The sequence below is a fragment of the Archangium violaceum Cb vi76 genome (assembly GCF_000733295.1).
Classification (GTDB): Bacteria; Myxococcota; Myxococcia; order Myxococcales; family Myxococcaceae; genus Archangium; species Archangium violaceum.
In genome coordinates this window covers 13,877-36,329 of sequence record NZ_JPMI01000255.1, presented here as the reverse complement: position 1 = coordinate 36,329, position 22,453 = coordinate 13,877, and the positions used below count along the sequence as shown (strand labels likewise).

The following is a 22,453-nucleotide window of genomic DNA, read 5'->3' as shown; positions in this document are numbered from 1 at the left end:
CGTACCGTCATGCGCTTCACTGATCAACGTTCATAAGAACTCTTCGGATTTTCGCTAACTGTGCTGCAGAGCCCCATCTGCGCCGCCGGATTCCTTGACTCGCCGCCTGCCCGCATCACAGTGCGCCGCGTGTCACGGCAAGGGTTGAGGGTTGGAGTCAGTGTCGCGGCTGCCCTGTTCCTGGCGGCCTGCGTTTCGGTGCGAGGACGGCCCTCGGAAGGCCCCGAGGCAGAGGCCCAGGCCTATCTGCAGGCATGGGCCGGGGGTGACTTCGCGACCATGGGGCGGAAGGTGGCCGAGCCTCCCGCCAACTTCGTGGAGCGGCACCAGCGCTTCCGCGACGAGCTGCGCATCCTCTCCTCCCACTTCGAGCCCGGCCGGGTCGAGCGAGAGGCAGAGAGCGCCGTGGTCACATTCCGCGCGACCCACGTACTGCGCGGGCTGGGCGAGTGGGAGGTGGACGGCTCGCTGCACCTGGTGCGCCGCGAGGGCCGCTGGTGGGTGCGATGGACTCCGGCGGTGCTGCACCCCGAGCTCCGCGAGGGAGACCGCTTCTCCCGCACGAGGACCCGCCTGGAGCGGGCCGCCATCCTCGACGGAGACGGCCTGCCCCTCACCCGACAGGGCGAGGTCATCACCATCGGCGTCGAGCCCCGGCGGGTCCAGAATCGCGCCGCCGTGGCCTCGGCGCTCCAGGCCCAGCTGGGCGTGGACCCGGCGCGACTGGAGAGGCTGCTGAACGCGCCAGGTGTGTCGCCCGAGCACTTCGTGCCCATCATCGACGTGCGGCCCGAGCGCTACCAGCAGGTGCGCCCGGCGCTGGCACCCGTGCCGGGCATCTTCTTCCGCCGCAAGAGCGCACGGCTCTCCCCAGCGGAGGGTTTCGCGGCGCACACCCTGGGCCGCGTGGGTGAGGTGACGGCCGAGCTGCTCCCTCAGCTGGGCCCGACCTACCAGCCGGGGGACATCGTGGGCCTGTCCGGGCTGGAGCTGGCCTATGAGCATCAGCTCGGGGGAAGCCCCTCCGGGGAGGTGCGCCTCACCCGTCCGTCCGGCGAGGTGCGCGTCCTCGGCCGTTTCGAGGGGACACCAGGTACGCCTCTGCGCACCACGCTGCGCCAGGAGGTGCAGTCCGCCGCGGAGGCCGCGCTCGAGGGGGTGACCCAACCGGCGGCGCTCGTCGCGGTGGACACGGGCACGGGCGCCATCCTGGCCATCGCCAGCCGGCCACTCGAGCAACCCCTGCACCGGGCCCTCACCGGCCGCTACCCGCCCGGCTCGACGTTCAAGGTCGTCACGGCGGAGGCCCTGCTCGCCGAGGGCATGAATCCGGACTCCCCGGCGTCGTGCCCGCCGGTGGCGACCGTGAGCGGCAAGTCGTTCCGCAACTTCGAGGGCGAGGCGTTCGGCAATACCCGCCTGCGCGTGGTCTTCGCCCACTCGTGCAACACCGCCTTCGTGCAGTTGGCCTCCGGGCTCGAGCCGGGCGCGCTCGGGGAGGCAGCCCGCCGCTTCGGCTTCGACGTGGCCTACGATCCGGGACTCCCCTCCCCTGGCGCCTCGTTTCCCACGCCCCGGGACGAGGCCGAATTGGCAGCGGCGGCCATCGGGCAGGGACGCGTGCTGGCCACGCCGCTGCACATGGCCTCGGTCGCCGCGGCGGCCGAGTCGGGCCGGTGGCGCGCGCCCTACCTCCTGGCGGAACTCGAGGACGGTCCACGCGCCTCGCTGGCGGCTGGAACCCGGGTGCCCTTGCAGACACTGATGCGCGCCGTGGTCACCGAGGGCTCCGGCCGGGCGGCGGCGGGCCTGATGGGGCTTGCTGGCAAGACGGGCACCGCCGAGTTCGGAACCGGTACCCCGCTGCCCACACATGCGTGGTTCATCGGCTTTCGCAACGGCATCGCCTTCGCAGTGCTGGTCGAGGGCGGTGGCGTAGGCGGCCGTGTCGCCGTGCCCATCGCCGCGAAGTTCGCCGCGGCCCTGTGATACGCGCCACGGAGTTGCCGCGCCCTGTCACCCCGGATGGACAACGGAAAGGGGGAACAGGGCTCGGTGCTGAATGTTGGGGTAATAAGCCGCGAGGTAAAGCTCGCCCCCGACACGCACCCACGTCCAGTTGGGCGACTCGGACTGCGTCCTCCACCATGCGTCCGCATCCTCACGAGTTTCAAAAGAGGCTACGGGAATGGGCTGCTCTTTCTCCACGAGTTCTTCGAGATACCACTTGAGGGCACGACTGCGAGGCAAGCGGCGGATGGTCGTTCCGCGAGCATAAACGACATCATGATACTCGTTCGCGATGAGTACGCTTGCGGGGTCTGGTGGATGGGGGTGGTTGACAAGCCAAGCCTCCGCATCTGCCTGGGTGTCAAACGATGCCACGACGAAGGGAGGGTCGTTGGACTCCACCTGCTGCAGAAAGGCAGCGAACGCTGCCTGCTGTCCGGTTGATTCAATGTATTGAATCGCATCAAGGATGGCCTGACTCTGAGCTAACTCCTCATCCAAATCCGGCTCATCGCGAACCTTCTCGAAGAAGCGCTTCGTCACATCCATGCGCCCGCTCAATTCCGCGTTACCACTTTGAGGAGCCAGGTGGCGGGAGTCGGGCCTGTTGAAGAAGTCCTCGAAGTCGTACCGCTGGCCGGTGGCGAAGATGAAATCCAGAGCGTCCCGCGCCAGACAAAGAATTCGCTTCTGCTCGGGAGCTTGGTCCTGACTCCAGCGCCGCCCAATCACCGGGTGCGCGTCCGCAAGTTCGAAAAGGGACGTCATGACCCATCCATAGCATTCAGCCGTGATTCAGAGCGATCTCGGTACGAGGCGCGCCCGACACCGTGAGCCGCTCCTCCAGCCGGTTACGGATGTAACCCACGTGCAGGCGCAAATCATAGAACTCGTCAATGTAGCTCAGCGGCACCTTCAAGCCGCCAATCTCATGCTCGAGTTGCTCGAGCAGCAGCAGATCCTTCCGCACCTGCTCGACGTCCAGTGCGCCGCGCAACCGCTCGTCAATGACTCGCAACCGCGCATACCAGCGATAGATGCGTGAACGGATGCTCCACCGGTACACCGGAGGCGTCAGCCGCAACAGCGGCACCAGCACCACGAAGAGCGGAATGAGCAGCACCACGAACCGGTGGATGAGCGCCGCGAGCCAGAAAGGCAACATGCGCCGCAGGAAGTCCGGGCCGTGCGTCAGGTAGTACCGCGCCTGCTCGTTGACGGGCAGCTCCGTGAGCATGTCATTCGGAAACCTCCCGGGCTCGCTGAGCAGATCTCCACCCCGGTGCGTCCGGACCGCCGCCTCGGTCAGCAACGCGACCACGGCCGCGTGCACGTCCTTGCGCGCCACCAGCACCGCCGCGGGTGCCACCAACTGCACCTCCCGCTCTGGCAGGTCTCGCACCAGGTCCAGCGACCCCCGATGCAACGTCACGGGTGACAGATACCGGAACCTCCGCGCGTAGGCATGCGCCTGCTCGAAGCTCATCAGCCGCACCCCGGGCATGTGCATCAGCTCGGAGATCAACGGCGCGGTGGGCCCCATGACGAACAGCGCCGCATCCACCGAGCCCTCGCGCAGCGCCGCCACGGCCTTGTCCCCACCGAGATCGACGAGCGTGGTGCCCGCCTGCCCGCCCGCGACTCCGCCCGCCGCCAGCAACTCCATCGACAGCGCCCGCACGCCGCTGCCCTCCGCCCCGACCGCGATGCGTCTGCCCACCAACTGCCCGAGCCGATCGAGCTGCGCCTCGCCCCGGTAGAACACCCACACCGGCTCCAGATACAGGCTCGCCAGCGCGACCAGCTCCTTCCGGCGCTCCTTGTCCGCCGGAGCCGTGCCGCCCTGGACGATGGCGACATCCACGCCGGAGCCCGGAGTGCCCAGCAGCGTGTAGTTCTCGATGGAGCCGGCCGTCTCCCGGACGATGAGCTCGAGCCCCGCCTCCTCGAAGTGCTCGGCGTAATGCCGGGCCACCGCGTGGTATGCCCCGCTCGCGGAACCGGTGGCGATGACGACCTGACGCGGCGGAGCGGGCTCGACGAACTGCCACGCCGCCGCCACCAGCGCCGCCAGCACCACGGCCACCACCGCGGCAATCCGCATCATCTCCAGACGCGACAGTACCCGAGGATTCTCGTTTCGCTCTCCCTGCACGCCGGCTCCTCCTTCGACTCCGGCCATCCTAGCGCGCGAGGCATCCTCCGTTCGGCTCAGGTTGCCCGACTGCTCCGGAGGCAACTTCCCGGATGTCGGGCATCAGGCCTTCACTCGAGCTTCCAATCGTCCAGGTACACGTCCATGTAATCCGTACGCACGCCTGTCGTGCCCCAGGTCAGGCTGGTGTCATGGGCCGTGAGCTGAAGCGTGCCATCGACGAAGTACTGCAGCGTGTCGCCACTCACCGCGAGCTTCACGGTGTGCCACGTCCGGGTCGCCGGTGCCCTGAGCATCTTCTGCGCGAGCGTGGTGTAGACGCCCCCCAGCTTCTTCTTGATCGTGACCAGTCCGTCCTTCCGGTAGGACGCCACGTACAGATCATTCTCGGTCTGGTAGCGCGCGAAGACATGCAGCCCCGCCCACTCGGGCGCACCCGCCTGCCACTCCTGGATGTGGGCGCGATAGCTCGGAGCCGCGGTCTTCCAGCCCACCTTCTTGCCATCCACGTACAGCCGCGAGAGGGCCCGGAAGTTGTACGTGCTCGTCCATCCCCGGCGCCACGTGCCCGCGTACCTCGAGGACAGGCACCCGGACGTCACCTCGAGATGGGCCCGCTGCAACGAGTTGCTCGAGCACTCGACGGTCGAACCATCCGCGTAGGCCTCGAAGCTCTCGCCAGCCCAGGGGCAGCTGCTCGCGGAGGTGCAGATGATGTAGTTGGAGTCGGGATAGAAGTCATACGTGCTCGCCGCGGTGGCCGCGGACTCAGCGGTCTCCAATGCGTCGGCCTCGTCCAACGCATCCGGCCCGCAAGCTCCCGCCAGCACCATCACGCAGGCGGACAACCCCAGAGCGATCGCACGACCCTTCATGGTGGCTTCTCCCTCTCCTCAGGAGGAGGGCTCCGGCCTGCCGCCATCCCAATAAAAACGAATTAACGGGCAGAAACGGGTTTCCCGCAAGTTTCTGGCGGGAGCCACCCTGAAGAGGGGGGCCCCTGCATCCTGGGGCCACCGTACGGCCAGGCGAGCGTTCAGAAGGCTCGCTAGCCCGGCGACGGCTGGGGCTCCGCGGTCCGAGGCATGACGGCCTGGAAGACCAGGGCCAGGACGGACACCAATACGCAACCAATCACGTTGAACCAGAGGTAGCCGATCGAGCTGAACATGAAGAGGGCGATCACCGTCGTCTGCGAGATGAGCGCGGCGAAGAAGACGGCGTGGCCCCGCACGTGCTTGAAGAAGAAGGCCACCAGGAAGAGGCCCAGCACCGTCCCGTAGAAGATGGACCCGAGGATGTTGACCGCCTGGATGAGGTTGTCGAGCAGCGACGCGAAGCTCGCGAAGCCCACCGCGATCAGGCCCCAGAAGACGGTGAACAGCTTGGAGGCCACGAGCACGTGGCGGTCCGAGGCATCGCGGCGGACGAGCCGCCGGTAGAAGTCGACCGTGGTCGTCGCGCCCAGGGCGTTGAGCTCGCCGGCGATGGAGCTCATGGCCCCCGCCAGGATGACGGTGATGAGCAGCCCCACGAGCCCACTCGGCATCCAGTCCTTCACGAACGAGATGAAGATGTAGTCCGAGTCCTTGGTCTCCACACCCGGCAGCGCACGCGACACCACGGCCTTGGCCTCCTCGCGGACCGAGTCGGCCGTCTTCGCCGCGGCCCGCAGGCGCTCGCGCGCGCCGTCCGCCGCGGACACATCACCGGCTTCCCGCGCGGCCAGGTAGCGATCGGCCTCGGCGCGCTTGTCGGCCTGCACCTGGGCCCACTTCTGCTCGAGCGTGGCGAACTCGCCCGCCTGTGCGGTCGCCTGGACCTTCGCGCGCAGTGGCTGGTTGAAGAGCAGCGGCGGCGCGTTGAACTGGTAGAACACGAAGACCAGGAGCCCGACGAAGAGGATGAGGAACTGCATCGGGATCTTCAGCACGCCGTTGAACAGCAGCCCGAGCCGGCTCTCCGTGATGGAGCGGCCCGTCAGGTAGCGGCCCACCTGGGACTGGTCGGTGCCGAAGTACGACAGCGCCAGGAAGAAACCGCCGGTGAGCCCGGACCAGATGTTGTAACGGTCCTGGACGTCGAGATCGAAGCTGACCACGTTCATGCGGCCGAGCGCTCCGGCGACATCCACCGCCCGCCCGAAGGAGACGTGCTCGGGCAACCGCCAGACGATAACGATGGCGGCCACGAGCATGCCTCCGAGCATCACCACCATCTGCTGCTTCTGCGTCTGGCTGACGGCCTTGGAGCCCCCCGTCACCGTGTAGACGATGACGAGCGCGCCGATGCCCACGATGGTCGGCTCGAGCGGCCAGCCGAGCACGGCCGAGAGGATGATGGCGGGCGCGTAGATGGTGATGCCGGAGGCCAGCCCGCGCTGGATGAGGAAGAGGAACGCGCCGAACAGGCGGGTCTTCAGATCGAAGCGCGACTCCAGGTACTCGTAGGCGGTGAGGACGTTCAGCCGGTAGTAGATGGGGATGAAGACCGCGCTGATGAGCACCATCGCGATCGGCATGCCGAAGTAGAACTGCACGAAGCGCATCCCGTCCTCGTAGGCCTGGCCCGGGACGGAGAGGAAGGTGATGGCGCTGGCCTGCGTGGCCATGACCGACAGGCCGATGGTGGGCCAGCGCAGATCCTGGCTCCCGCGCAGGAAGCCCGCGGCGGTGTTGCTCTCGCCGCGGGTGCGCCAGAGCCCCCACCCCACGATGAATGCCGTCGTCCCGAGGAGGACCAGCCAGTCGAGCAGTGTCACGAATAGGCCCGGGTGAGCGCCCAGAACAGGGCGATGAAGAAGGCAAGAGTGCCCAGCACGAGGAGGTAGATGTTGCGCCAGGACCCGAGCAGGGGTGGCGCATCATCGAGCTCGGGCCGCGGCGCGGGAGCCGAAGCCGGTTCAGGGGGTTTCGAGGTGTCGGTCATTGGGCGAGGAGGTTCGCGAGCAGGCGGTAGGCACCGGGCACGCCCGCGGGAAGCTGACGGAAGAACGCGATGCCCGTGTAGACGAAGGTTCCCTTGCCGTGGCGGGCCACGAGGAGTCCACCCCGGAGCGGCTCCTCACCCGGGTCTTTCATGGCGAACACGGGCTTGTAGCGCTCGTCCCACTTCGCGGCGAAGTAGAGCCCCCGCTCCTGCACCCAGCCCTCGAAGTCGGAGGCGGTGAGGCGGTTGGGTCCCTTCAGCAGCGGGAGGTTGGGGTCCACGGGCGTCATCGCCGCGGTCTCGTCCGTCACGCGATCTCGGCCAATCTCCAGGGGATAGGGCCCGAGCGAGGCGTTGAGCGGGCCCACGCGGCTGTTGGTGTTGTACTGCACGATGAGCCGCCCACCCTGCTCGACGTAGCGCATGAGCCGCTCGCGGTGGAGGGCGAGGCGCTGATTGGCATTGAAGGCGCGCACTCCGACCACGATGGCCTCGAAGCCCTCGAGCTTCTCGGAGGCCAGGCGCTCCTCGGGCAGCAGCGTCACCTCGTAGCCCACGGCCGCGAGGCTCTCGGCCACGCGGTCGCCGGGGCCGGGGATGTAACCGATCCGCCGCACCTTCGTGGCCAGGGTGAAGGGCACCAGGGCCGCCTCGGAGGGCTGGCGCACGGTCTGCGGCGGAATGTGCTCGTGCGTCACCGAGCGGACCCGCCATGACTCGGAGCGGCCTCCGCTCTCGACGACGACGCGCAGCCGGCCCCGCTCGCTCGCGCCCCTGGGCGGAGTCACCTGGAAGCGGACCGTGCGTTCATCTCCGCGAACGGCGAGCTTGAAGGGCACCTCGGCGGGTTCGGCGCGCCAGCCCGCCGGAAGCTCGAGCCGGACCTTCCCTTCCGCATCGGCCCGGCCCGCGGCCAGCACCACCGACACGGACTGGGCTCCGCCGTTGGGGAACATCAGCACCTCCCGGTCGAGCGTCGCCGTGATGGCCGGTGCCACCTCGAAGGCGCGGTACAGCTCGCCCCGCACCGGATCCGTCCAGGCGTAGACCACCGGCCGGACCACGGAGAAGCGCTTGCCACCCACCTCGTAGAGGAACGTCACCGACAGGGCGGGCTCGCCCTCGGGCCTGCCCACGAGCGCGCGGTCCTGCTCGTCCAGCGCATAGAGGCCACCGGCAACGGGCTTGCGCAGCCAGTAGGGCGTGGAGATCCGGGCGGCCTCCGGAATCGCCACCGTCCTGGAGAGCTTGAACGGCTTGTTGTCGGCCAGCTCGGCACCGGCCGACACGGACTCGCCGCCCGGCAGCGTCACGCCCACCAGCCGGAACGCCGCGGGCGAGCGGTTCAGCGCCACCAGGTTCAACGCCACCTGGCTGCCCGGCACGGCCATCGCCTCCGCCGCACGCGCCTCGAGGAACAGGCCCGCGCACGCGGCCACCAGCTCCTCGGTCTCACGCAGCTTGATGGCCTTCCACGGGTTGCTGTCCGGCAGCGCCGAGATCGCCTCATGCACGCGAAGCAGCGCCGGAACGCTCTTGTGGGGCGCGCGCGCATCGAACCCGTTCACCGCCTCGTCGATGGTCCGGACCACCTGCTCCGTGCCGCTCCACCGCCGCCACGAGAACTCGAGCCCCTCGAAGACATCGAACTTCGGCTGCGTCCCGGCGAGCGCCTTGAAGTACTCCAGTTGCATCCCCCGCTCGGCCGGCACGCCGAAGCCCTGGCTCTTGTGCTGACTGCGGCTCTCCGCGGAGATCTCCCCCCACGAGCGCCCCAGGAGCGGGTCGTAACCGCCCACGTCGAGCTTGAGGTAGGCGGACATGTCCGCGTCCGGCTTCAGGTTCCACGTGGACACGTTGTTCAGCAGCCGGTCGGCCTTCCACGGCTTCACCTCCCCGAGCTGCTCGGGAAAGCGCGACGGGTCCGCCGCCGCGGTGAAGGCCTCCTCCGCCAGCAGGGCCGACGCGGTGTGCTGGCCATGGTTCGGCGGGAGGGTGGTGAAGCGTGTGATGATCACCTCCGGCCGGAAGCGGCGGATGGCGAGCACCACATCGGCCAGCACCTGCTCACGCCCCCAGATGCGCAGCGTCTCGTCGGCGCTCTTCGAGTAACCGAAGTCCCTCGCCCGCGTGAAGAGCTGCTCGGCGCCGTCGACGCGCCGCGCCGCGAGCAGCTCGTACGTGCGGATGAGTCCGAGCAGCTCATCCTGCTCGGTGCCGATGAGGTTCTGTCCACCATCACCACGGGTCAGCGAGAGGTAGCCCGCGCGAAGACCACGCCCACCGGCCAGATAGGCCAGCAGCCGCGTGTTCTCGTCGTCGGGGTGGGCCGCCACGTACAGCACACTCCCCGTGACGCCGAGGCGCCGGAGGTCCGCCGCGATCTCTCCCGCGTGGGGTTGCCGGGGCGCTTGCGCGAGTGAAGCCGACGAGAGTCCGAGGCTCATGGCCACTGCCATTCCGAAGATCACCAGGGTCCGCATTCCGGGCGGACCCTAACAAGGAACGCCACCGCGGGGGTGTGAGGAATCCTTCAGGAATTCTTGATGAGGGTCCGTGTTACAAGCCGCCCGTGGCTTCCTCATTCTCCGCCTCCTGGCTGCGCGGTGATCCGCGAGCCCTCGAATTTCTCTCCGACCGTTTCCGGCACGGGTCCGCCCGCGCCGAGGCCATGGCCGCCGCGGCCTCCCGCCCCATGGCTCCGGCGATTCATGACGTGCTGGTGGCTCGCAACGCGCGCCTCGTGCCGAGCCCCGCCCGCGAGAAGAACCTGGAGTTGCTCGCCCGTCCCGGCACGACCGCCGTGGTGACAGGACAGCAGGTCGGGCTCTTCCTGGGGCCGCTCTTCACGGTCTACAAGGCCGCCTCCGCCATCGTCGCCGCACGCGCCCTCGCCGAGGAGACCGGCCGGCCCTGTGTCCCCGTCTTCTGGCTGCAAACCGAGGACCACGATCTTCCCGAGATCGACCACTGCTTCGTTCCGCGCTCCGCCGGTGGCCCCCTGCGCCTGGCCCTGGAGCATCCGGATGCCGCCACCTCGCGTGTTCCCGTGGCCCATCGTCACCTGGGCCCGGGCGTCACTGGTGCGCTCGCCGCGCTGCGCGCCGAACTGAGCGGCAATCCCCACGCGGAGGAGCACCTGGCGCTGCTCGAGCGCTCCTACCGCCCCGAGGCGACGCTCGCGGACGCCTTCGCCGAAGTCCTGTCGGCCCTCTTCGCGGACGAGGGGCTCGTGTTCCTCGATCCACGCGACCCGCGCCTCGCGCCGTTCGCCGCGCCCATCCACCGTCGTGCCATCGAGGAGGCCGCGCCCATCTGTAGCAAGCTCGCCGAGCGGGGCCATGCCCTCGCCCAGGCGGGCTTCTCCGAGCAGGTCCACATCCGTCCGGGCGCGCCACTGAACTTCTTCTCGCCCGAGGGTACCGGCGGCGCGCGCTACCGCCTCGATCCCTCCACCACGCCCGGCACCTGGAGCCTCGTGGGCCACCCCGAGGGCGCCTCGGTGACGACCGCCGAGCTCCTCTCCTGGTTGGAGCACGAGCCGCTCCGCTTCACGACCTCGGCCCTGCTGAGGCCGATCCTCCAGGACTCCTGGCTCCCCACGGCGGCCTACGTCGGTGGGCCTGGGGAAATCGCCTACTTCGCGCAGCTCGCGCCCCTGTATGCGCACGTGGGCCTGCCCGTGCCGCTCATCGTGCCGCGCGCCCGGTTCCGGGTGATCGACGACCGCGTGCGCCGCCTGCTCGACACGCTCGGCGTCTCACCGGATGACGCGAACGCACCGCGTGACGAGTTGCTGGCCCGCCTCGCCGCCCGCGACGCCGGAGCAGCCCTCGAGACGCCCGAGGCCGTCGAGGCCCGGCTCCTGAGCACCTTCTCCGCCGAGCTCGCCCGCCTCGGCGAGCGCATGGCCGCCATCGACCCGACCTTCGCCCAGGGGATCTCCCGCACCGACAAGACCGTCCGCAGGGGAGTCTCCCGGCTCGTGGCCCGGTACCGCCGCTCCATCACCCAACGCGACCAGACCACCCTGGAACGCGTGGAGCGCCTGCGAGGCTACCTCGCCCCGGACGGCGCGCCCCAGGAGCGCATCCACGCGCTGCCGTACTACGCGAGCCGTCTCGGCTCCCACGCCTTCACCCGCCTCGTGCTGGAGTCCTGTGAGCCGTTCTCGGGCAACCTGAAGGATCTGAGACCGTGACTGCTCCCCCTCATCCCATGGGCGACCGTCTCAACCTGGCCATCACCTGCTTTCCCACCTTTGGAGGCAGCGGACTGGTCGCGACGGAGATCGGTCTGGCCATGGCGGAGCGCGGCCACCGCGTCCACTTCATCGCGCGCGACCTGCCCGTGCGGCTCCATGGGATGACGCGCAAGGTCATCTTCCACGAGGTGACGGAGAGCGACTACCCGGCGCTCTCCCACTCGGGGACGTACCCCCTGGCGCTCGCCTCGAAGATGATCGAGGTCGCGAACTACGAGCACCTGGACATCCTGCACGTCCACTACGCGGTGCCCCATGCCACGGCGGCCTGGATGGCGCGCGAGGTGCTGGGCGACAAGGCGCCGCGCATCGTGACGACGCTCCACGGCACCGACACCACGCTCGTGGGCACGGACCCCACCTACCTGCCCATCACGCGCTTCTCCATCCTGCGCAGCGACGCGGTGACCACGCCCTCGGCGTTCCTGCGGCGCGCCACCTGGGAGGGCTTCGGCATCCCGGAGACCTTCCCCATCGACGTCATCCCCAACTTCGTCGACACGAAGCGCTATTGGCCGGCCCGCGACCGGACCCATCTGCGCCAGCTCTTCCCCGGCCTGGAGGATGGCGAGCCCGTGCTCATCCACGTCTCGAACTTCCGGCCCGTGAAGCGCATCGGCGACGTGGTGTCCATCTTCGCGGCGGTCCAGGGCAGGCGCCCGTGCCGGCTGGTGATGATTGGTGACGGCCCCGAGCGCTCCCCCGCCGAGCGCAGGGTGCGGGAACTCGGGCTCGAGGCGCGCGTGGCCTTCCTGGGCAAGCAGGAGAGTTTCGTGGAGATGCTCGCCGCGACGGATGTCTTCCTGCTCCCGAGTGAGCAGGAGAGCTTCGGACTCGCGGCGCTCGAGGCGCTGAGCTGCGGCATCCCCGTGGTCGCCAGCAACATCGGCGGCATTCCGGAGCAGGTCGAGCACGGGACGACGGGTTACCTCGCGCCAGTGGGCGACGTGGAGGCCATGGCCGGCCACGTGCTCGAGCTCGTCCGGGAGCCCGAGCGCTGGCGGGGCTTTTCCCGCCGCGCCCGGGAGAACGTCCTGGAGCGCTTCCAGCTCGGACCGGCGATCGACCGCTACGAGGCGCTCTATCGCCGGCTCCTGGCCGGAACCACCCGGTGACTACTTCTTGCCCTTCCAGTCCTGGAGGGCCTTGGCGACCAGATCCTTGTAGAAGAAGTTCTGGTCCTTCTGGCCCAGGTCCCAGGCCGTCTGCGCGAACTTGCGGGCCTCGGCGTACTTGCCCGTGCGCGCCAGGATGTCGGCCTTGATCCAGTTGTTGAACCAGTGCGACTGGATGGCCAGCGAGTCATCCGCGTAGCCGAGCGCGGTGGTGTAGTCCTTGGACGTGTCGGCCACGTAGCGGGCCGCGTTGGCCAGCGAGCGCCACGCACCGTTCACCGCGTCCTGGATGTTGGCCTGGGCGTACTTCGACGTGTCCGTCTTGACGGGCACCGAGACGCGCAGCGTGCCCCACTCGAGGTCCAGCGAGGTCTGGTCCTCGGTGGTGTTGGAGAAGAGGAACGTCATGCGCTCGCGGTTCGGAGCCTGGGTGGGGGTGACGGAGACGCGGGCGACGTCGTCCTTCTGATCGTACGCCTTGCCACCGCCGTACAGGCCGAGCTCCTTGTTCAGCACCACCGTCCACTCCTTCTCGGTGGGGATGGAGACGATGGCGTAGGTGCCCGCGGGAACGGGCTTGCCACCGAACGTCACATCCCGGCTGAAGGAGATCTTCGTGGTCATGTTGGCACCGGTGCGCCACACCTGACCGAAGGGAACGAGCTCGCCCCAGAGCTTGCGCCCCTTGACCGCGGGGCTGGAATAGTCGACCGAGATCTCGGTCAGACCCACGGCCTGCATCACCTTGGCCGACGGGCTCGCGGCGGGCAGCTCGAGCTGCGCCGAGGCGGGCAGCGAGGTGAGGGCCACCACAACAGCGACTACGCACCCAAGAAGCTTCTTCATCGTCCTGATCCTTTTGCTCGGGGAAGGCGAATGAGCGGCCGGAATCTATAGATCGGCCCCGGGCCGCACCAAACCTTTCCGCCTCACGATGTCAGCACGAGTTTGACGAGCTCTGGCGGGCTGCCCACGCGCATGGGTGGGCCCCAGAATCCGCAGCCGCGGCTCACGTAGAGGTGAGAGCCACCATGCTGGTAGAGCCCGGCGGAGTGGTCCCAGGCCAGTCCGATGAAGAAGGTCATGGGGATGAGCTGCCCGCCATGGGTGTGGCCGGAGATCTGCACGTCCACGCCCCGCTCCGCGGCGACCTTGAAGTTGGCGGGCTGGTGCGCGAGCAGCACCGAGGCGCGGTCCGGATCCCTCCCCGCGAGCGCCTGCTCGAGGTCATAGCCCTTCTTGCCGCGCCGGCGTCCGCCGCTCCAGTCATCCACGCCGATCAGGTCCAGCGAGCCGCCGGAGTCACCGATGCGCACGTGACGGTTGCGCAGCACCTGGATGCCGAGCGTCCCGAGGAACGCCGACCACTGCTCGTCACCCGAGTAGTAGTCGTGATTGCCGGTGACGAAGAAGGAGCCGAAGCGCGACTTGAGGTTCGCGAGTGCCGCCACGTGTCCGCCGAGCGTGGGCACGTCCCCATCCACGAGATCTCCCGTGATGGCGAACAAGTCCGGCCGCAGGTCGTTGGCCTGACGGACCAGCTCGTCCATGAACCTGCGCTGGATGAAGGGGCCCACGTGGATGTCCGTGAGCTGAACGATGCTGAGACCCTCCAGGGCCTTGGGCAGCTTCGGGACCTTCAACACCACCTCGGTCACCATGGGCGGAGCGAAGGCCCTCCAACTCCCGTACGCGGCCAGGCCGCCCCCCGTGACGGCGGCACCACCAGCCACCGCCTGCGCAAGGAAGCGCCGCCGCTCCTCGTCCACCGGCGAAGGAGCAGGCGCGCGAAGCCGCTGTCCCAGCACCACGAGCCACCTGCCCAGGTCCAGGACGAGAAGCGCGATCACCAGCAGGAGCGCCACGCCCATCCACGTGTAGGAGGCCACCGAGAGGGCATCCGCGAATTCCACGGGCAGTGCATCCAGCAGCTTACGCCGGAACAGCAACAGGAGGGTCATCGAGAGAAGCACGGCCACGGCCAGGAGCCGGAGCGCGCGGCTGCGGACCGTGTCCCGCACCAACCTTCGGTACAGATAGAGATGACCCAGCAGGGCGCCGGTCGCGATGAAGATCGAGAAGGAGAAGAACCGGAGCAACATGGGGAGGGATCATAGGACGATTGCCCGGACCAGGTGGGGATGAACCGGGACCGGTTGGCGCCCGCGGCGCCCTGTGCCGCGAGCCCCTCAGCGTCTGCGCCAGCTCATCACCCGCGCGAGGAACACGGTGCCGAAGACGAGCACCGTGAAGGCCGCCGTGTAGCCGAGGAAGATGAGCCAGCCGGTGGTGGTGCCGGGGATGCCCACCGAGGGGCTCATGTCCTGGAACTGCGCTCCGGAGAAGAAGCCGCACGCGAGGCTCACCGGCAGGAAGACGAACACCAGGATGCCCACCATCCGGTCGAACTGGTCCCGCTTGTACTGGTCCAGCTCCGAGGCCTGGTCCTTCATGGCCTCCACCGTCTCCTGCAATCCGTGCAGCGAGTGCCACGCGAGGTAGCGCGCGTTGATGTCCGGGTCCTCGCTCACGCGCGTGTGCCACAGGGAGTTGGTGAAGAGCATCACGTCCGAGCGGACGCTGCGCGCGGGCCGCAGGCTCTGCCAGCGCGAGGTGCGGTAGCGCTGCTCCACCTCGGCCATGCGCCGGCTGGTCTCGAAGGCCGAGTAGCGCTGGCCGATCGTCAGCAGGAAGAGGAGGAAGTCCCGATCGCACGCGAGCGGTCCACGCTCCTCCTCCTCGATGAGGAACTCGAGCCGGGCGCCGCCCGTCGAGGTCAGCCAGTGTTCCGTCTCGCCCGCGGCGTCCCGAAGCACCCGGCGGCTCTCCGATGCGGCCTCCGACGGCAGCTTCTCCAGCGTGGGCTCCGTGCCCGTGGCGAGCGCGTAGAAGAGCCCCTGCATGGAGCGCGAGTCATCGAGCATCGACGAGCGCCCGCGGGAGATGCGGTAGCCACCGTAGACGAGCCAGCGCTCCGGCCCGAGCGGCGCGAGCCAGGGCGGCAGGCCCCGCAGGGGCTCGAGCTCCCACAACTCCTTGCCCTCGACGAGCGCCGCCTGCTCATGGGCGAGCTCGTACAGCGAGGTCGCCGTCGGCCGGGACCGCTCTATCCACACGACGACGAGCCGGTTGGGGTAGACGGAGACGCGAACGGTGTGGCCCTCGGTGGGCTTCTCGTAGTGCAGCACGTCCGCCTCGGGCGTGGCGCCGAGGAAGGAGTGGACCACCGCGGGGTGGAAGGCCGCGCCCTGGTTGGAGAGATCGCACCGGCGGAAGCCCCGGGACACGAGCTCCGCGTCTGGCGCCGGTCCCCGCCACAGGAAGGGCCGGGCGAAGACGGTGTGGGCCTTGAGGACATGGACGTTGCGGCCGACGTTGAAGCGGCTCCAGAGGGCTTCCCACAGCTCGCGGCGCGACTGCCGGGTGCCCGAGTAGGGGCCCGCCACCATCGTCGAGCGTCCGACCGGGCTGGCATACCCATCCGAGTACCACGGGTCCGAGTAGTCATTGGGCTGGCGCTCGAAGCGCCGGGCCCCCCGGGCGCGCGGGTTTCCATCCGGCAGCCGATCTCCCTCGAGCTCGTCCAGATGACCCGCGAGGTTGGAGAGCGTCCCCGCGCGCTCGGGAGTGAGCGAGAAGGCATGCCAGGGCTTGGACTGGTCCGGCCGCGAGATGTGGACGGCCATGAAGTCGAAGCCCTGGCCGTAGTGGGTGTTCTCGGTGTCGGTGCGCGCGAGGAGCCGGAGAACGGTGACGTCCTGAAAGGAGGACAGGAAGAGCGCGTCCACGCGCCGCACGGAGCCGTTCGGCTCGTCATCGAGCGGGATGTCGAGCTGCACGCGCTGGGCCCGCGACAACTCGGCGCGGTAGAGGCGCTCGTCGGCCTTGAGCCGGCGGGAGATGGTCGGGGGGATGAGCGCCTCGGGCAGCTTCGTCAGCTCCACGGAGAGGCGGCCGCGATCCAGCACGGTGGCCATGAGCTCCAACAGCTCGCGGGTGGGGCGCTCCGTCTCCGACGGCCAGAGGTCCAGGGCGGCGTAGAACACGGTGCCCAGGGCGCGCTCGTATTCGCCCACCGTCTCGGTGTGCCCCTGCTCCCACTCGCCCACGTACTCGCCGAAGGCGTCGACACCCTCGGGCCAGGCGCCGTGGAGCAGCCGGTACATGGCCAGCAGCGTGGCGCCGAGCACGTCCAGGGTGGGCTCGTGGACGCGCAGGGTGAGTGGGCCGAGCGAACCCTCGGGCTGCCCCTTCCGGAGCTCCTGGGAGAAGGCATCGAGCTCCTCGGCGGACAGGAGGACGGCGCCCGTGGTGGAGCGCACCGAGCGCCGCATCCACTGGGGCAGCTTCCACGCCAGCATGCGGGGATGGGGCGGCAGGGACTGGGCGCGCGAGCCCACGCTGAAGAAGAGCTCACGCGGTCCCGGCTCCACACCGGGCGCGGGCTTCTCCGCGAGCCACACCACCTGCTCGCCCAGCAGCACCTCCACCACCTGTCGCAACTTCGCATCCATGGGAGGCACCTTATAGGCGCATCCCGTCCGGGCCAGAATCCCGCTGCGTGCAGGCAACCCGTTTCCAGTTCCCGCGGCTCCTCAGCGTGGTGCCGCCCAGGTCAATGCGCCTCTCCCTCGGCGGGTGAGGGAGTGAGGCGCAGCACCGAGCCCGCTCCCAGTTCGAGGAAGGCCTCGTCCGAGCACTGCTGGCGCAGCCGCTCCAGGGTGCGCCGCTGGTGCTCGGCCCGGGCGATGAGCGAGGAGAAGTCGAAGCGGCCCAGGCGCTCGTCCTTGCGCGACAGCCGCCGCAGCGTCCGCCACATGGACAACCGCCCCTCGGTGCCCAGGCACAGCCCTTCCAGCTCCACCACACGGCTCAGGGGCGAGTAGCCCAGCAGCTGTCCGTTGAGCTTCAGGCGGCCCAGCTTCTCGGCCACCCAGGCCGCGCCCTGCTTCAGCAGGTCACGCTTGAACCCCAGGGCCGACATCACGCTCAGGAGGATCTCGCGATCCTCCAGCAACTCCCGATGAAAGGTCTCCAGGAACTCACCCACGGCGTTGTCGGCGTTCTCCGCCTTCGCGCGGCGCGCCAGTTCCAGGCCCCCGAGCGAGCCCGCCAGATGATCATTCAGGTAGATCCTCAACAGCGCCACGTTCACGCCACCCTCCTGGTGCTCGTTCCCACCCGTGCGGAGGGTCGGCATGCCCGGGCGCTGGCGCAGGACACCACGCCCGGGCGATCGGAGGGCAGACGGCGGAGCGGGCCTTCTTCCGCCTACCGGGCCTCGTCGGGGTAGCGGAAGGTCAGGGGAATCTTCACGTCCGGGTGCAGGCTGCGCGTGACGGGGCAGCCGTGCGCCACCTCCTCCAGCCGGGCGCGGTGCGCGGCGGAGAGGCCCGCGGGCATGTCGATCTCCAGCACCAGCTCGCCGATGCGGCGCGGCGGAGGCGTCATGCGCTTCTCCACCCGGGCGCGCGCATCACCGAAGGGAATCCCCTCGCGCGAGGCGGCCAGGGCCATGGTGGTGAGGGCGCAGGAGGCGAGCGCCGCGCCCACGAGGTCCGTGGGCGAGAAGGACATGCCCGTGCCGCCGTTGTCCTTGGGGGCCTCGGTGGTGATCTTCGTGCCGGACGGGCCGTGCTCCAGCTTGCAGTGGAAGCCCGGCGCGCTCGCGACGTTCATCACGACGCCGGTGGCGGGAGTGGGTTGGCTCATGGTCATGGCTCCTGTTCTGACGCCGCCTCAGCGGACGTAGGTCTCGTGCTCCGTCGGATCCGGCTTCGCCTCGTCGGGGCTCCAGTCGATCGTCTTCAGCAGCGACTTGCGGCGCTTCTGCACGTCCTTGTCCAGGAACGTCACCGCCTCCTGCATCACGTCCATCAGCCGGCGCGGCTTGCGCTTCATCTTCGTGTCGCTGAGCAGCGCGTGGGTGAGCCACGGGAAGACGGCGGTGACGTCGGTGTGCACATACATGGAGCCGGCCTCCACGGCCTCCATGGACACCTTGCCCCAGGTGTGGCCCTCACCGGCCGGGCAGCTGGAGAGCGCGCCGTTGTCCACCGGGTCCACGCAGAACTGCACGTCGATGTCGAAGCCGTCCGTGGGCACGCCGAGAATCTGGTCCAGCAGCGGCTCGCCCTGGAGCGTGTAGTTCTTCGGCACGCCGCCGCCGAGGATCCAGATGGCCATCTTGTTGGAGAAGTGGTGGCGGCAGTAGTGCTGGATCGCCGACATCCAGTAGACGTCGTCGTTGATGTCGATCTCGAACTTGAACTCATCGCCCATGAGGCGCTTGAGCTTGACGGCGTTGAGGAAGATGGAGCCGTCCTGCACGGCGCCCACGAAGATGGGCACGCCGTACTTGTAGCAGGTGGACAGCAGCGAGGGCTGCTTCACGCCGAGCTTCTTCTCGATGGCCTGGATGTTCTTGCCGAGCAGGTAGTGGAACTCGGGCGTGGTCATCTTGCGCTGGAACTCGGGGCGGCGCAGGAGGGCGGAGAAGAGCCGGTCGGTGTCCAGCAGGGCCTCCTCCCAGAAGCCCAGGTCGTAGATGCGGATGATGCGGGCCAGGCGGTACTGGAGGTCCCCCGCGTTGGGGTTCACCTCGCGGATGGCGTGGCCGATGATGCGGTGGGCGTCGTGGTAGAGGTTGGCGCCGGTGGTGGTGAGGGCGGAGATGACGCCCTTCTCGATGAGCGGGATGATGCAGCTCTGGTGCAGGCCGGCCGGCGTCATGGCGCCCGAGAGCGTGAGGAAGATGGAGGCATCCACCTCCATGGAGCGGCGCATCAACTCGAACGCGGTGCGCTCCTGGCGTCCCACGTAGGCCGAGAAGGCGTGCTCGAGCAACTCCGTGGGCGACTCCTTGCCGGTGATGGGACGCGGATCCGCCTTGCGTGCTCCCGAGTAGTGGGCGCGCAGGTTCTTTCGGTTGTTCGAGGGGTTCTTGGCCATGGCGCGCGATCTACCACCGCCCGCGCGCCGAGGGGAGCACGGGTTTACTTGCGCTTCTTGCCCTTGGCGCCCTTGTCATCCGGCTCCACGTCCGGCGGCGTCAATTCCGTCTTGGGAGTGCCCAGCACGCGCTCGCGTACCTGCTCGGCGGTGAGGTGCCCGGTGTCCGACACGACACACGACACGTACGCCAGCTCCGCCAGGGCCCGCCGCGCCCGGGCGCGCACGGCCTCGTCGTCGGAGGACAGCATCTCGGACGCGGCGGAGATGTAGCTGCTCGCCAACGACTCGAAGAGGTACACGCGGTTCTCGATGGTGTCGTCCTTGGCCATCACGCTCCTCCTCCCGGGGAACCCACAGGCTGGCGAATCCAAGGGATATCCCACATCCTATGGATGGTAGGCGGAGCGTACAACCCGAGGCCCTGGAGTGAGCCGTGATTGATCTGCATTCCCACACCACGGCGAGTGATGGCCAACACTCGCCCGCCGAGCTGCTGTCCCTCGCGGCGAGCGCGGGGGTGACAGCGCTGGCGGTGACGGACCACGACACGGTGGCGGGGCTGGCGGAGGCGGCGGAGGCGGCGAGGGCGCACGGGGTGGAGCTGGTGCCGGGCATCGAGGTGTCCGCGTTCGTGCTGAAGAAGGAGGTGCACATCCTGGGGCACTTCGTGCGGCCGGACTTCCCGGAGCTGGCCCGTTTCGCGGAGCGGCTGCGGGTGGAGCGCGAGCAGCGCATGGAGCGGATGGTGGAGCAGATGCGGAAGCTGGGCTTCCCGGTGCGGATGGAGGAGGTGCGGGCGATTGCCGGGAGCGCGCAACTGGGGAGGCCGCACCTGGCGCGGCTGCTGGTGGAGAAGGGCTGGTGTCTGGACGTGAAGGAGGCGTTCGACCGGTTCCTGGGCGCGGGCAAGCCGGCGTGGACGGACCGGTTCAAGCTGGAGGGACGGGCCGCCATCCGGCTCATCCACCGCGCGGGAGGCACGGCCACGCTGGCTCACCCGGGCAGCTCCAAGCTGGAGCGCTACGACATCCTGCAACTGGCGCGCGAGGGCCTGGACGGGCTGGAGGCGCTGCACACGGATCACAACCCGAGCGTGCGGGAGAAGTATCTGAGGTTCGCGAAGGAGTTCGAGCTGGTGACCACCGGGGGCAGCGACTTCCACGGCGAGCAGGTGACGCCAGGCAGGCGCCCCGGTGACTCGACGACGCCCCCGGAGAACTTCGAGAAGCTGCGCGCCCGGGCCGCATCGACGCGGGCGTAGCGGGCAACCCCTGTCATGGAAGACGCGCATCCAGCTCGTGCCGGCCTGAGCGCTCAGTGGGTACGGCTGGGTGGAAGACCCTCACCCCGGCCCTCTCCCAGAGGGAGAGGGAGTTCAGCGGTCGCGGGCCACCTTGAACTTGCTGGTGAGCACCGTGAGGCTGTCCGCCACGTTCTGTAGATCCTGCGCGATCCGCGTGGTGCGGCCCGTCGCGTCCACGCCCTGCTTCACCAGCTCGGCCACGTTGCGCGCGCCCTGCACCGCCTGCTCGCTGGACTGACGCTGCTGCCGCGTGGCGATGGTGATCTGCCGCGCCGCCTCGCTCGTGCCGCGCGCCAGCTCCACGATGCGCTGGAAGACCGCCGAGGCCTGCTCCGCCACCTCCACGCCCCGGTCGCTCGTGGCCATGCCCACGCGCGCCTTGGTGGCCGCCTCGTTGCCCGAGTCCTGCACCTTCTCCACGATACGGGCGATGTCGCGCGCCGATGCGGACACGTTCTCCGCCAGCTTGCGCATCTCCGCCGCCACCAGCGAGAAGCCCCGGCCCACCTCGCCCGCCTTGGTGCCCTCCAGCGCCGCGTTCAGCGCCAGCAGGTCCGAGCGCTCCGCCACCTGGTTGATCACCTGGGCGATCTTCGACACCTGCTGCAGGTCCTGGTTGAGGCCCACGATGGCGTCCGCCACGCCCTTGGACTCCATGCGGATGTCGTTGATGCCCGCCACCACCTGCGCCACCACCGCCATCGCCTCGGCCACCGCCTCGTGCGTGCGCCGCGCGCTGGACTCCACCACCTCGGTGGAGCTCGAAATCTGTTCCGCCGTGCGGCTCAGCTCCTCGAAGGTCGCGGCGATCTGCTGGGCGTACGCCGCCTGCTGGCTGATGACGTGCTCCTGGTCCGCCGACGCGCCCGTCAGCCCACGCGAGGCGCTGGAGAGCTGCTCCAACCGCGCCAGCAACTCCGACACCGTGCCGCGCAGCGTGCCGAGCATCTCGTTGAAGGAGTGCGCCATCATGCGCACCTCGCCCGCGGAGGCCACGTCCATCTCGCTGAGCGACAGGTCTCCCTGCGACACCTCGCGCGCCGCCTGCGTCATGCGCGTCACCGGCTCGGCGATGGCCCTCCCGATGAAGAAGGTGATGAACAGGCCCACCACCATGGCGCCCAGGTACACCAGGAGGGCCTCCTGCATGGACTCCGGCTTCATCTCGTCGGCGTCGGCATCCAGACCCACCACGTAGGTGTGGTTCCCGGACAACCTGCAGAAGACCACCGGATTGTCCTGCAGGCGCACCGAGCACTCCTCGCCCTCGTTCGGTGCGCCCTTCAGCCCCTTCGGCACGGTGCCACGCTCGGACAGGATCTTGTCCCCGGGCGTGAGCACCGCCTGGAAGGACACCGCCCCCACCTGCTCCACCCGATCGAAGACCCGCGACACCTGTGGCACGAGCCGCAGACTGCCGTCCCGCGTGGCCATCGGCTGGGACTCCGAACGATCCGGAGCCGTCACCCCCGCCTGCTCCAACACGGCCGAGAGCTCATGCGACGCGAGCAGGCCCACCACCCGGGTACGATCCTCGATCCGCGCCCGCGCCGACTTCCGCTGCTGATCCGGAAAGTAGAAACCGCTGAACAGGGCCACGGCGATGCTGGGAACCAGCACCGCGAACGCCACCTGCCAGCGCAAACTGAGACGACCCCACATGCCCGGGCTCTCTCCTAATCTGATCGGAAGCCGCACCAGTCCGTGACCCTAGGCGCCCGGTG

18 protein-coding genes are annotated in these 22,453 nt (G+C 68.9%); 4 read left to right on the top strand and 14 right to left on the bottom strand.

Going from position 1 to position 22,453, the window contains the following annotated elements:
• The first annotated feature begins 120 nt into the window (after positions 1-120).
• The gene (locus Q664_RS35000; protein ID WP_043405828.1) at positions 121-1,989 is read left to right on the top strand and encodes a penicillin-binding transpeptidase domain-containing protein; all 1,869 of its coding nucleotides are present in this window, start codon (positions 121-123) and stop codon (positions 1,987-1,989) included.
• A 27-nt stretch (positions 1,990-2,016) separates the two neighbouring features.
• Here the strand turns inward: Q664_RS35000 and Q664_RS34995 are convergent, their stop codons facing one another.
• From Q664_RS34995 to Q664_RS34975, 6 genes are all read right to left on the bottom strand, one after another.
• Positions 2,017-2,778, bottom strand: a complete 762-nt coding sequence (locus Q664_RS34995) for a hypothetical protein (RefSeq protein ID WP_043405826.1) — start codon at positions 2,776-2,778, stop codon at positions 2,017-2,019.
• A gap of 16 nt (positions 2,779-2,794) precedes the next feature.
• Positions 2,795-4,165 carry a TAXI family TRAP transporter solute-binding subunit gene (locus Q664_RS34990; protein ID WP_052519046.1) on the bottom strand — a complete coding sequence of 457 codons (1,371 nt, stop codon included), beginning with the start codon at positions 4,163-4,165 and terminating at the stop codon, positions 2,795-2,797.
• Positions 4,166-4,275: 110 nt separating this feature from the next.
• Positions 4,276-5,040, bottom strand: coding sequence for a hypothetical protein (locus tag Q664_RS34985; RefSeq protein ID WP_043405823.1), 765 nt, complete (start codon positions 5,038-5,040; stop codon positions 4,276-4,278).
• Between the two features lie 173 nt (positions 5,041-5,213).
• Positions 5,214-6,926: a sodium:solute symporter family protein gene (locus Q664_RS34980; RefSeq protein ID WP_043405820.1), complete on the bottom strand. Its 1,713-nt coding sequence runs from the start codon at positions 6,924-6,926 to the stop codon at positions 5,214-5,216.
• Positions 6,923-7,093 (bottom strand): hypothetical protein, encoded by a 171-nt coding sequence (locus Q664_RS60230; RefSeq protein ID WP_200883810.1) that lies wholly within the window; start codon positions 7,091-7,093, stop codon positions 6,923-6,925. Before Q664_RS60230 ends, Q664_RS34980 begins: the two co-directional genes overlap by 4 nt.
• Positions 7,090-9,576, bottom strand: coding sequence for a PIG-L family deacetylase (locus Q664_RS34975; RefSeq protein WP_043405817.1), 2,487 nt, complete (start codon positions 9,574-9,576; stop codon positions 7,090-7,092). Before Q664_RS34975 ends, Q664_RS60230 begins: the two co-directional genes overlap by 4 nt.
• 89 nt (positions 9,577-9,665) lie before the next feature.
• On the opposite strand from Q664_RS34975, the gene bshC reads away from it, so the two are divergent.
• Positions 9,666-11,294 (top strand): bacillithiol biosynthesis cysteine-adding enzyme BshC, encoded by a 1,629-nt coding sequence (gene bshC / locus Q664_RS34970; RefSeq protein ID WP_043405814.1) that lies wholly within the window; start codon positions 9,666-9,668, stop codon positions 11,292-11,294.
• Between the two features lie 17 nt (positions 11,295-11,311).
• Entirely contained in the window at positions 11,312-12,472 is a 1,161-nt protein-coding gene (gene bshA, locus Q664_RS34965; RefSeq protein WP_043405812.1) for an N-acetyl-alpha-D-glucosaminyl L-malate synthase BshA, read from the top strand.
• On the opposite strand, the gene Q664_RS34960 is transcribed toward bshA, so the two are convergent.
• From Q664_RS34960 to Q664_RS34930, 7 genes are all read right to left on the bottom strand, one after another.
• The gene (locus Q664_RS34960; protein WP_200883809.1) at positions 12,473-13,318 is read right to left on the bottom strand and encodes a DUF2911 domain-containing protein; all 846 of its coding nucleotides are present in this window, start codon (positions 13,316-13,318) and stop codon (positions 12,473-12,475) included.
• Between the two features lie 83 nt (positions 13,319-13,401).
• Complete coding sequence (locus Q664_RS34955) at positions 13,402-14,574, bottom strand: metallophosphoesterase (protein ID WP_043405806.1); 1,173 nt, start codon at positions 14,572-14,574, stop codon at positions 13,402-13,404.
• 87 nt (positions 14,575-14,661) lie between these two features.
• A complete protein-coding gene (locus Q664_RS34950) occupies positions 14,662-16,986 on the bottom strand; it encodes a hypothetical protein (protein ID WP_043405804.1) in 2,325 nt (774 codons plus the stop codon).
• Between the two features lie 101 nt (positions 16,987-17,087).
• Positions 17,088-17,672 carry a hypothetical protein gene (locus tag Q664_RS34945; RefSeq protein WP_235216989.1) on the bottom strand — a complete coding sequence of 195 codons (585 nt, stop codon included), beginning with the start codon at positions 17,670-17,672 and terminating at the stop codon, positions 17,088-17,090.
• A gap of 71 nt (positions 17,673-17,743) precedes the next feature.
• Positions 17,744-18,184, bottom strand: coding sequence for an OsmC family protein (locus tag Q664_RS34940; protein ID WP_043405872.1), 441 nt, complete (start codon positions 18,182-18,184; stop codon positions 17,744-17,746).
• A gap of 27 nt (positions 18,185-18,211) precedes the next feature.
• On the bottom strand, positions 18,212-19,423 hold the full coding sequence (locus Q664_RS34935) for a deoxyhypusine synthase family protein (RefSeq protein WP_043405802.1): 1,212 nt from the start codon (positions 19,421-19,423) through the stop codon (positions 18,212-18,214).
• A gap of 44 nt (positions 19,424-19,467) precedes the next feature.
• Entirely contained in the window at positions 19,468-19,755 is a 288-nt protein-coding gene (locus tag Q664_RS34930) for a hypothetical protein (RefSeq protein WP_052519045.1), read from the bottom strand.
• 104 nt (positions 19,756-19,859) lie between these two features.
• On the opposite strand from Q664_RS34930, the gene Q664_RS34925 reads away from it, so the two are divergent.
• The gene (locus Q664_RS34925; protein WP_043405800.1) at positions 19,860-20,687 is read left to right on the top strand and encodes a PHP domain-containing protein; all 828 of its coding nucleotides are present in this window, start codon (positions 19,860-19,862) and stop codon (positions 20,685-20,687) included.
• A 114-nt stretch (positions 20,688-20,801) separates the two neighbouring features.
• Here the strand turns inward: Q664_RS34925 and Q664_RS34920 are convergent, their stop codons facing one another.
• Complete coding sequence (locus Q664_RS34920; RefSeq protein ID WP_043405798.1) at positions 20,802-22,391, bottom strand: methyl-accepting chemotaxis protein; 1,590 nt, start codon at positions 22,389-22,391, stop codon at positions 20,802-20,804.
• Positions 22,392-22,453 lie beyond the last annotated feature (62 nt).